The sequence below is a fragment of the Synechococcus sp. BA-120 BA3 genome, from assembly GCF_034931285.1.
Lineage (GTDB): Bacteria > Cyanobacteriota > Cyanobacteriia > PCC-6307 > Cyanobiaceae > Cyanobium.
In genome coordinates, this window is record NZ_JAYGHZ010000003.1 from 1 (window position 1) to 9873 (window position 9873).

General features: G+C 71.0%; 13 protein-coding genes. 10 read left to right on the top strand and 3 right to left on the bottom strand.

Going from position 1 to position 9873, the window contains the following annotated elements; genetic code table 11:
* Positions 1–253 (top strand): protein adenylyltransferase SelO family protein (locus VB737_RS00275; RefSeq protein WP_500310157.1); only part of this gene is annotated, 253 nt, incomplete at its 5' end.
* A gap of 112 nt (positions 254–365) precedes the next feature.
* Positions 366–554: a hypothetical protein gene (locus VB737_RS00280; RefSeq protein ID WP_094585766.1), complete on the top strand. Its 189-nt coding sequence runs from the start codon at positions 366–368 to the stop codon at positions 552–554.
* 4 nt (positions 555–558) lie between these two features.
* Here VB737_RS00280 and VB737_RS00285 read toward each other — a convergent pair whose 3' ends face one another.
* Positions 559–1080: a GNAT family N-acetyltransferase gene (locus VB737_RS00285; protein ID WP_500310159.1), complete on the bottom strand. Its 522-nt coding sequence runs from the start codon at positions 1078–1080 to the stop codon at positions 559–561.
* Between the two features lie 14 nt (positions 1081–1094).
* A complete protein-coding gene (locus tag VB737_RS00290) occupies positions 1095–1580 on the bottom strand; it encodes a DUF2062 domain-containing protein (protein WP_500310160.1) in 486 nt (161 codons plus the stop codon).
* A 7-nt stretch (positions 1581–1587) separates the two neighbouring features.
* Between VB737_RS00290 and mnmE the strand changes: the two genes are divergently transcribed.
* From mnmE to grrM, 8 genes are all read left to right on the top strand, one after another.
* Positions 1588–2997, top strand: a complete 1410-nt coding sequence (mnmE, locus tag VB737_RS00295) for a tRNA uridine-5-carboxymethylaminomethyl(34) synthesis GTPase MnmE (RefSeq protein WP_500310162.1) — start codon at positions 1588–1590, stop codon at positions 2995–2997.
* A gap of 99 nt (positions 2998–3096) precedes the next feature.
* Entirely contained in the window at positions 3097–3813 is a 717-nt protein-coding gene (locus VB737_RS00300) for a DUF4079 domain-containing protein (RefSeq protein WP_500310164.1), read from the top strand.
* A gap of 38 nt (positions 3814–3851) precedes the next feature.
* Positions 3852–4700 (top strand): carboxylating nicotinate-nucleotide diphosphorylase, encoded by an 849-nt coding sequence (gene nadC, locus VB737_RS00305; protein WP_500310166.1) that lies wholly within the window; start codon positions 3852–3854, stop codon positions 4698–4700.
* A gap of 239 nt (positions 4701–4939) precedes the next feature.
* Positions 4940–5863 carry an extracellular substrate binding-like orphan protein GrrP gene (gene grrP, locus VB737_RS00310; protein WP_323243296.1) on the top strand — a complete coding sequence of 308 codons (924 nt, stop codon included), beginning with the start codon at positions 4940–4942 and terminating at the stop codon, positions 5861–5863.
* Between the two features lie 13 nt (positions 5864–5876).
* Positions 5877–6275 carry a GrrA/OscA1 family cyclophane-containing rSAM-modified RiPP gene (gene grrA / locus VB737_RS00315; protein ID WP_500310169.1) on the top strand — a complete coding sequence of 133 codons (399 nt, stop codon included), beginning with the start codon at positions 5877–5879 and terminating at the stop codon, positions 6273–6275.
* 88 nt (positions 6276–6363) lie between these two features.
* Positions 6364–7323 (top strand): extracellular substrate binding-like orphan protein GrrP, encoded by a 960-nt coding sequence (grrP, locus tag VB737_RS00320; RefSeq protein ID WP_500310171.1) that lies wholly within the window; start codon positions 6364–6366, stop codon positions 7321–7323.
* A gap of 55 nt (positions 7324–7378) precedes the next feature.
* Positions 7379–7780, top strand: coding sequence for a GrrA/OscA1 family cyclophane-containing rSAM-modified RiPP (gene grrA, locus VB737_RS00325; protein WP_323243299.1), 402 nt, complete (start codon positions 7379–7381; stop codon positions 7778–7780).
* Positions 7777–8952: a cyclophane-forming radical SAM/SPASM peptide maturase GrrM/OscB gene (gene grrM / locus VB737_RS00330; protein WP_500310173.1), complete on the top strand. Its 1176-nt coding sequence runs from the start codon at positions 7777–7779 to the stop codon at positions 8950–8952. The genes grrA (VB737_RS00325) and grrM overlap by 4 nt, the downstream gene beginning before the upstream one ends.
* Before the next feature lie 91 nt (positions 8953–9043).
* Here the strand turns inward: grrM and VB737_RS00335 are convergent.
* The coding region (locus VB737_RS00335) for a hypothetical protein (protein ID WP_500310175.1) at positions 9044–9873 on the bottom strand (830 nt) is incomplete at its 5' end.

Below are 9873 nucleotides of genomic sequence, written 5' to 3' on the forward strand. Positions count from 1 at the left end.
GGACCCCTTCGTGGCAGGGGCCCCGGCGCCACCCCGGGCCGAATGGCTCGCCTGGCGGGACAGCTGGTGGCACGGGTGCCAGGCCGTGGCGGCCCGGCAGGGTGCCACCGCGGAGGCCGCCATCGCCGCCGGTCTGCTGCGCTGGAACCTGCCGGAGACGCCGGTGCGGTCCGTGATCGAGCGGATCTGGGCGGCCATTGCTGAACAGGACGACTGGAGCCCGCTGCAGCAGTGGCTGGCGCAGACGATGTGATCGGTGCGGGTCCGCCGACGGGGGAGACGGCCCGTGTCAGGGGCTACAACCCGCCGGGGCGGCGTCTTCTACAACACCTCGAAGCTCAGGCTTTCTCCATCGCAGCGATGCCATGACCTCCGAACAGGCTGCCCAGCTCATCGACAACACGCTCGATCTGGTACATCAGCGCCTGCTGGATCTGGAGTCGCAATCCCTCGACCATGAGCACCGGGCCCTGGCGGCTGAATTCCGGGAATGGCGTCAACCTTCCGGCGGCCACATCGACCTGATGGTGTTTCCCGGGCTGGCCGAATCCTGAGGTTTCAGTCTCCATCCGATAGCCGCTTTTCCCAGAACTGGGCCCGCCCCATGGCGGGGTCCAGCTGATACGGCTCAAACCCCGCACGTCCGTAGACGGCCTGGGCAGCCCTGTTGCCTTCCAGCACTTCCAGGGTGAGCTTGCAGCAGCCGAGCCGCCGGGCGATCACCTCGGCCCGCTGCAGCAGTCGCCGGGCCACCCTCTGCCGACGGAAGGCTTCGGCCACCACCAGATCGTGGATGTTGAGCAGGGGCCGGCAGGCGAAGGTGGAGAAGCCCTCCAGGCCGATCAGAAGCCCGGCCGGCTCCTGCGCTGCCAAGGCCAGGATGACGTGTGCCGAAGGGCGGCTCGCCAGGGCATCGATGAGATGGGCCCGGGTGAAGTCGGAGAGGTCCTGGCCTCCACCCATGGGGTCGCGGGCATAGAGCTCCATCAGGGCCAGCAGCGCCGCGCCATCGACCGGGTTGCTGAGGTCGGCCTCGCGAATCTCGATCAGGGGTGATGGGGCCACGGGGATGTCCGGCATCGGTGAGACGGCCTTCAGGAGGCCCGGTGGCGGCGCTCCAGCCACCGCAGGCAGAGGAAACCGCTCAGCGTGGCCGCCACCACCCCCACGATCGTCGAGCCGAGCAGCAGGCGGGAGGTGAAGTCCCAGCCCAGCTGGCGCAGGGTCTCATGGTGCAGCGTCAACCGTCCCGGCCAGCCCTTGCCGGGACCCAGCAGCAGGCTGCCCAGCTGGTAGTTGAACCAGTAGAGGGGCACGTAGGTGATCGGATTGCTGATCCAGGTGCCGGCGGCGGCGAGCAGGTGGTTGCCCCGCACCAGGCTGGCCAGCGCCACCCCCAGCAGGGTCTGGAAGCCGAAGATCGGAAAGCAGCCCATGAACACCCCGGCCGCCAGCCCCCGGGCCCGCTGGCCATGGCTTCCCTCCTGGCGCCAGAGCCATTCGATCGCCTGGCGCAGCTTTTGTCTCGCCGCCCTCAGGGCCCGCGGCAGGGACGGAGACTGAAGCCGAAACGGTGCCATCAGACCAGTGACGCGGGGAGTTGTCCCGATTGGCGCGAACCCTAATGGGGACACGATCGCCGCCATCGCCACCGCCGTGGCCGCCGGGGCCGGCAGCGTGGCGATCGTGCGCCTCTCAGGCCCGGCGGCCGAGGTGATCGGCCGGCGTCTGTTCGTGGCCCCCGGTTCCCAGGCCTGGGAGAGCCACCGGGTGCTCTACGGCCATGTGGTGGATCCTGCCGATGGCCGGCGGGTGGATGAGGCCCTGCTGCTGCTGATGCGGGCCCCCCGCAGCTTCACCCGGGAGGACGTGGTGGAGTTCCACTGCCACGGAGGCCTGGTCGCCGTGCGACGGGTGCTGGAGCTGGTGCTGGCCTCCGGTGCCCGCCTGGCCGGCCCGGGGGAGTTCAGCCAGCGGGCCTTCCTCAACGGCCGCCTCGACCTGACCCGCGCCGAGGCGATCGGCGAGATGATCGCTGCCCGCAGCCGCCGGGCGGCCGAGCTGGCCATGGCCGGCATCGACGGCGGCCTGCAGCGCCGCATCGGTGGCCTGCGGGAGCGCCTGCTCGACCAGCTGGCCGAACTGGAGGCCAGGGTCGACTTCGAGGAGGATCTGCCTCCCCTGGACGGCAGGCAGGTGCGGGCCGAGCTGGAGGCGGTGCGGGGCGAGCTGGACCGGCTGGTGGCCGAGTCGCGCCAGGGGGAGCTGCTGCGCGAGGGGCTGCGGGTGGCCATCGTCGGCCGGCCCAACGTGGGCAAGTCAAGCCTGCTCAACCTGCTCAGCCGCCGCGAGCGGGCCATCGTCACCGACCTGCCGGGCACCACCCGCGACCTGCTCGAAAGCGACCTGGTGCTCGACGGTGTGCCCCTCACCCTGCTCGACACCGCCGGGATCCGTCCGACGGACGACCGGGTGGAGCTGCTGGGCATCGAGCGCAGCCGTCAGGCCCTGGCCGGTGCCGACGCGGTGCTGCTGCTCTTCGATCTGCTGGCCGGCTGGACCGTCGCCGACCAGGAGCTGAGGGCGCTGGTGCCCGAAGGGGTGCCCCTGCTGCTGGTGGGCAACAAGCTCGATGCCCTGCCGGCGGGAGCCGCCCCGGGCGGCGTGCCGTCGGCCCCGCCGGAGGCGCCCCTGGTGCGGATCAGTGCCCTCACCGGCGCGGGCCGGGACGGCCTGGTGGCGGCCCTGCTGGGCCTCTGTGGCGGCACCGAGATCCAGGGGCTGCAGGTGGCCCTCAACGGCCGGCAGCGGGAGCTGGCGGCGGCGGCGGCCACCAGCCTGGAGCGGTCGCTGGAGACCGCCGCGCTGGATCTGCCCTGGGACTTCTGGACCATCGACCTGCGCGGCGCCATCACCGGCCTCGGGGCGATCACCGGCGAGGACGTGAGCGAGGCGGTGCTGGAGCGGATCTTCTCGCGCTTCTGCATCGGCAAATAGCCCCCCCGACGGACCACCCGCCGCCATCACGAAACGCACACCCCTGTTGACCGCTTAACCTCCAGCACCAAAGCTTTGGGGAACGATTCCCAGCGTCAAATGCAAACGGTCGACTGGCTCTGGATCCTGCACCCCGCCCTGGCGGTGGTGCTGATCTATCCCCTGATCGGCATGGTGGTGCGGCTCGGGGTCCAGGCCCGGCAGCGCCGGGTGGAGAAGGCCAAGCTGCCGCCCACCACCGGCCGCGACCACGCCGACCTGGGCCAGTGGCTTTCGGCGGGCGTGGTGCTGGTGGTGCTCGTGGCCCTGACGGTGGTGATCGTCACCAAGCAGCCCGCGGAGGGCTTCACGGGCGGCCCCGGCCGTGCCCTGCAGTTGCTGCTGGTGCTGATGGGCACGGTGGTCTCCCTGCTGGCCCTGTGGCGGGTGAAGGCCAAGGGTTACCGGCTCGTCTTCGCCCTGCTCACCTGGGCCGGGGTGCTCGGCCTCGGGGCCCAGCCGGAGGTGTGGCGCCTCAGTGACAACCCGCTGACACCCGCCTTCTGGCAGTCCCACTACTGGGCCGGGGTGGGCGTGGTGGGGCTGATGATCTTCTCGCTGGCCTCCCGCCCGGAGATCCTCAAGGATCTGCGCTGGCGACGGCTTCATCTCAGCGCCTCGATCCTGGCGGCGGTGCTGTTCGTGGCGCAGGGGATCACGGGCACCCGTGACCTGCTGGAGATTCCCCTGTCCTGGCAGAAGCCAACCATTTTTGCCTGTGATTCGGTGCAGCGGGTCTGCCCCCCCTTTGCCGCGGCGCCCCCCGCAGGCACCTGAAGCCGGTCATCCTGCCGTCTGCCGTGGGCACTTTCCCCGTGCTGTCTTTCACCCCTTTCCTGGAGACCCAGCTGCGTGGCTGGTTGGCCGAGGACATCGGCCGCGGCGATCTCACGGCTCCGGCCCTGCTCGGCCGCTATGGCCAGGCCCACTGGGTCACGCGCACCGAGGGGGTGTTCTGCGGCGGCGTGCTGGTGGGGCCGCTGCTGGCGCAGCTGGACCCCCAGGCGTCGGTGCGGCTGCTGGTGGCTGATGGCGAGGCGGTGGTCGCCGGCCAGCGGCTGCTGGAGCTGGAGGGGCCGGCTTCTGCCCTGGTGGCGGCGGAGCGCACCGCCCTCAACCTGGCCATGCGCCTGTCGGGCATCGCCACCGCCACCGCCGCCCTGGTGCAGGTGCTGGCGGGCACCGGTGTGCGCCTGGCCGACACCCGCAAGACGACGCCAGGGCTGCGGGTGCTGGAGAAGTACGCCGTGCGCTGCGGCGGCGGCTGCAACCACCGTCTCGGCCTGGACGATGCCGCCATGCTCAAGGAGAACCACCTGGCCTGGTCGGGGGGCGTGGCGCCCGCCATCGCCGCGGTGCGGGCGTCGGCCCCCTGGCCGGCGCGGGTGATCGTGGAGGCCGAGACCACGGCCGAGGCGGAAGCCGCGGTGCGGGCTGGGGCCGATGCGGTGCTCCTCGACGACTTCACCCCCGAGGCGCTGGCGGAGCTGGTGCCGCAGCTGCGGGCCCTGGCGCCGGCGGTGGTGCTGGAGGCCTCCGGGGTGCGGCCGGAGCAGCTGGCCGCCTACGCGGCCACCGGCATCGATCTGATCTCCACCAGTGCCCCGATCACCCGCAGCCCCTGGCTGGATCTCAGCATGCGCTTCGCGGCCACCGTGGCCTGAGACCGGGCCTGAGCCCTGACCGGAGCCGGGGCCAGGGTGAAGATCCACCTCAATCCCTGGCTGCCGTGGTTCCGCCGGCGATCGGTTGTCAGAGTGAGCGCCGATGCCCCCCAGCGCAGAACCGCGTGCCGCAGCGACCCACTCCGCTCCATAAGCTTCAGCCGCCAACGCTTCAGTCGCCAACGTCGCAACAGGCGGTCGTCCCGATCGGTTTCGCCGGCCGGGCCCGGCGGTGGCCCGTGGTGGCACCTTCCCTGCTGCTGGCCCTGGTGGCGGCGCTGGCCAGCCCCACGGCCGCCAGGGCCGAATCGGTGCTCGAGCAGGCGGCGCGCACCGGCGAGATCACCATGGCCGGCCCCACCGACCTCGTGCCCTTCGCCTACCGCGATGCCAGCAAGACGCTGGTGGGCTACAGCCTGGATGTGGCCCGGTGGATCGAGGCGGAGGTCTCCACCTATCTCAATCGGCCGGTGAAAATCGTCTACACCGCGAACGCGGATCCGCTGGCGGTGTTCCGTGACGTGAGCCGCGGTGATGTGGATCTGGCCTGTGGGGTTCAGTTCACCTGGGAGCGGGAGATGTATGTCGACTTCTCCATGCCCTTCGCCCTCTCAGGGATCCGCGTGCTCACCCGCCAGGGGGGGCTCGATGGTTCGGCGGCCTCGATGGCGGGCAAGCGGATCGGCGTGGTGAAGGACTCCCTGGGCAGCGCCACCATCGCCGCCGTGCAGCCGACGGCAGTGCGGGTCCCCTTCGCCGGCATCGAGCCGGCGGTGCGGGCGCTGCTGGCCGGCCAGGTGGATGGCGTGGGGGGTGATTCCCTGCTGCTCGCCGGTGCCCTCCAGAGCCTCGGTGGCAAGGGGTACGGCCTGGTGCCGGCGGAGGCCTTCTCCCGCTTTGCGGTGGGCTGCATTCTTCCGGAAGACAATTCCACCTTCCGCAACCTGGTCAATCTGGCCATCGCCCGGCTGGTGCAGGGCTACCTCGACGATGAGCCGGCGGCCGTGGCCAGCGTCAACCGCTGGCTGGGTCCGAAGGGAGTCCTGGAGTTGCCCCCCGAGGTGATCAAGGCCTATTTCCAGTCCGTTCTGCTCAACTACGAACGGGTCAGGCCCCTGCCTGCAACGTCCCCATCCGTCGCCCCCACTTCCCCTGCCCGCTAAGGAGATTCGCCCCATGCCCATCACCTCCCGCACGGCCCTGCTCGGGTTCTCCCTGGCGCTGGCGGCCTTCACCGCTCCCGCCGCCGTTGAGGCGGCCCTGCTGTCCTCGCCGGCCCGCGGAGCCACGATCGAGCAACGGCTGCAGCGCATCAGCGCCGCGTTCCGCGCCCAGGCTGCAGGGGGCGGGGCGGACGGTGCCTCCGCCGGCGATCAGCGGCTGGCCTATGGCTTCGCCAACGCCGGCCGGGGCGGATGGGGCAATGTGGCCGGTGGCGGCGGCTTCGTCAACGGGCACCCGTATTACGGCGGCAGTGGCTTCCGCAACGGGGGCGGCGGTTTCGTCAATGCCAGGGGCGGGGGCGGCTTCGTGAATGGGGGCGGCGTGCGCGGTGGGGCGTTCCGGAACTGGTAGGCCCCGGAGCCAGCGTTTCAAGGCCGGAAGCTTCCGTGGGCAAGCCACCGAACCGCCCCTAAGGTGCAGCACGTGAACGGCTCGGCGAATGGATTCTCCCGCTGCGGTGGCTTCCGGTTCGATCCGATCCCGCCACGGCAGGGCCCTGGCCCTGGGATCTCTGGCCTGCCTGTGCTCCCTGTCCGCCCCGGTGCCGGCCAGCGCCGCCGACGCCGTGCTGCAGCAGGCGGCGACCTCCGGTGAGGTGCTGATGGTGGGTCCCGCTGACAGCCCGCCCCTGGTCCGGATGGGGCCGAAGGGGGAGCCGGAGGGCTACGCCATCGACCTGGCCCGCCGCATCGACCGCCAGCTCAAGGCCGAGCTCGGCCCGTCGGTGCGGATCCGCTTCGCCCCCGTCGACAACACCACCATCTCAGTGGAGGCCGTTGCCAGCGGCCGGGCCGGCCTGGCCTGCGGGGTGCCTTTTGCCTGGGATCGGGAGAAGCTGGTGGACTTCTCCCTGCCCATCGGCCTCTCCGGCCTGCGGCTGCTCACCGCCAGCGGCGGCCTCGACGGCTCCCCCGCCTCCCTCGCCGGCCAGCCGATCGCGGTGGTGGAGGGTTCGCTCGGGGCTGGGTTCCTCGGCTCCCTGGAGCCCAGCGCCAAGGCGGTCAGCTTCCCCACCCTGCCCCAGGCCGTCACGGCCCTTGAGCAGAAAAAGGTGGCCGGGGTGCTGGGCGATGCCAACCTGCTGGCCGGCCTGCGGCACGAGCGCCGGCTCTCCGGTGTGGCCCTGGTGCCGGAGCAGCCCTACGTGAGCTACGGCGTCGGCTGCATCGTGCCGGAGAACAATTCCCGGCTGCTCAACGTGGTCAACCTGGCCATCGCCAGCCTCTTCCAGGGCTACCTGGAAGGTCGCCCCGATGCGGTGTCCAGCGTCGCTCCCTGGATCGGCCCCACCGGTGTGCTGGCGGTCCCCACCGACCGGGTGCGGGCGTTCTTCGAGTCGGTGCTGATCACCCGCGAAGGCCTCCAGCTGGCGGCCCCCGCCCCGGCGCCCCGTCCCTGAACCCCTCCGCTCCGCCCCACCCATCCGCCTCCCCTTCCTACCTGGCAGCAACCCGATGACGAACCACCCCCGTTCCGGTCTGTTCGGTTTCCTGCTGTTGCTGGCCGCCCTGGCTCCGGCCGGCGCGGCGGCCAGGGCTGTCATCGACGCACCGTCCTCACCCCCCCTGGAGGCGGCGCCCGGCTCCATCGACGCCCGGCTGCGGCGCATCTCGCAGGCCATGGGCGAGGCCTCCGGCCGGCCGGCGGGGGCGGAGGGCCGGGCCAAGGCCCCGGATGGCCGCCTCGCCTATGTGTTCGTGAACTCCCCCCGCCTCGGCTGGGGCAATGGCGGCTTCCGCAACGGTGGCTGGGGCAACGGCGGGTTCCGCAATGGCGGTTGGGGCAACGGCGGCTTCCGCAACGGCGGCTGGGGCAACGGAGGGTTCCGCAACGGCGGCTTCCGCAACTTCTGGTGACCGCCACCGGTACGCCGCCACCGGGCAACCCGGAAGGGTTCGGGCCCTTGCAGCTGCTGGTGGTCCAGCCAACCCCCTACTGCAACCTCGACTGCGACTACTGCTACCTGCCCAACCGTGACGACCGGCAGCGGTTGTCGCTGGAGCTGCTGGAGGCGGCCCTGGCGCGGGTGCTGGAGAGCCCCTACGTGGGCGGCGACTTCACCCTGCTGTGGCATGCCGGCGAGCCGCTCACCGTGCCGATCGCCTTCTATGACGCCGCCACGGCGAGCGTGCGGCGGGCGCTGGAGGGCTGGACGGGGGAGCCCCTGACGATCCACCAGTCGGTGCAGACCAACGCCACGCTGATCAACGAGGCCTGGTGCGACTGCTTCGAGCGCAACGGCATCGCCGTGGGCGTGAGCATGGACGGCCCCGCCTTCCTGCACGACGTCCACCGCCGCACCCGCACCGGCCTGGGCACCCATGCCGCCACGCTGCGCGGCATTGAGCACCTGCGCCGCCGCGGCATCCCCTTCCAGGTGATCGCCGTGATCACCGAGGAGTCCCTCGCCCATGCCGATGAGCTCCACGCCTTCTTCGTGGAGCACGGCATCACCGACGTGGCCTTCAACATGGAGGAGACCGAAGGGGAGAACCGCGTCTCCACCCTCAGCCGCCCCCGGGCCGAGGCCGCCTATCGACGCTTCCTGGAGCGGTTCTGGGCGCTGTGGCAGGAGCGGCCCGAGCTGATGCGGGTGCGGGAGTTCGAGGGCATCTGCAGCCTGGCCCAGGCCGATGCCCGGTTGGCCTGCACCGACATGAACAACCCCTTCGCCATCGTCAACGTGGATGCGAGGGGGGCGATCTCCACCTTCGACCCCGAGCTGCTGGCGGTGCACACCGACACCTACGGCGACTTCGTCCTCGGCCACGTCCAGACCGACAGCCTCGTCTCGATCGCGGCCAGTGCCAAGTTCCGGCGCATCCTGGCGGACATGCGCGCCGGCACCGACCGCTGCCGGGACGAGTGCGCCTATTTCGGCCTCTGTGGCGGCGGCGCCGGCAGCAACAAGTACTGGGAGCACGGCACCTTCGCCTGCAGCGAAACCCAGGCCTGCCGCTACCGGATCAAGATCACCGCCGATGTGGTGCTGGCTGGCCTGGAGGAGGCACTCGGGCTGTTGTCCTGATTCCTCCGGAGGTCCCTGCGAAAGAGCCGCTGCGGTGAGGCAGCGGCTCTTGGATCGATCAGCCGTGAAACGCCGGCGCGTGGGTGACGTCTCACAGCAGGGGCTGGGTGTCGACCAGCCAGGGGGTGGCCGTTGTGGCGCCGAAGCCGGCGGCCGGGAACGGCGAGGCCAGGGGCTCAATGGCGAGGGGTTGGCCGCCGCCGAGGGAGGCGAGCTCCGTCAGGGCCAGGATCGGCTCACCGGCGAGCATCGGATCCGCAGGCAGGGCGTCGAACGCCACCGGGGCGCCGAGAACGTCGTCGAAGCTGGCCGGGGCCAGGCTGGTGCCGCCGCCGATGATCGGGTCGACCGTCACCGGGTCCGCCAGCTCCTGGGCGGCGTTCTGGGTCGTGCCGGTGAGCGGCCTGCCGGTGGCGTCGACCATGAACTGCTGCTGGAGGAGGAGCCCGGCGGCGCTGGTTGGATCGGACAGGTTGGGATCGGAGGAGACGAAGTTCCAGTTGCGATCCAGGGTCCAGGTGCGGATCTGGCCGGTGGAGACCACCTTCCAGAGGATCTGGTTCTGACCGGCGGCGTTGGTTTCCGCGGCCAGGATCTGGCGATCGGTGAACTGGGTGGCCGTGATCTGTTTGCCCTGGAAGCGGACGGCGGAGGTGAGGCCGTTGACGCGGACGGAGATCCGGTTGTTGGTGGTGTCGCGCAGCAGCTCGACGGCGCCGTTGGGATCGAGCACCTGGACGGTGGTGCTGGTGTTCGGCGTGGTGGTGATGGTCGGGGGCTCGGTGGTCAGCGGTGTGCCGGTGGCATCGACCATGAACTGCTGCTGGAACAGCAGGCCGGCGCTGCTGGTGGGTGTGGTCAGGTTGTTGTCGGAGCTGACGAAGTTCCAGTTGCCATCGAGCGTCCAGGTGCGGATCTGGC

Coding starts and splice junctions, on each gene's coding strand:
- VB737_RS00280 (WP_094585766.1), top strand. CDS start 366: ATGACCTCCGAACAGGCTGCCCAGCTCATCGACAACACGCTCGATCTG.
- VB737_RS00285 (WP_500310159.1), bottom strand. CDS start 1,080: ATGCCGGACATCCCCGTGGCCCCATCACCCCTGATCGAGATTCGCGAG.
- VB737_RS00290 (WP_500310160.1), bottom strand. CDS start 1,580: ATGGCACCGTTTCGGCTTCAGTCTCCGTCCCTGCCGCGGGCCCTGAGG.
- VB737_RS00300 (WP_500310164.1), top strand. CDS start 3,097: ATGCAAACGGTCGACTGGCTCTGGATCCTGCACCCCGCCCTGGCGGTG.
- grrA (WP_500310169.1), top strand. CDS start 5,877: ATGCCCATCACCTCCCGCACGGCCCTGCTCGGGTTCTCCCTGGCGCTG.
- grrP (WP_500310171.1), top strand. CDS start 6,364: ATGGATTCTCCCGCTGCGGTGGCTTCCGGTTCGATCCGATCCCGCCAC.
- grrA (WP_323243299.1), top strand. CDS start 7,379: ATGACGAACCACCCCCGTTCCGGTCTGTTCGGTTTCCTGCTGTTGCTG.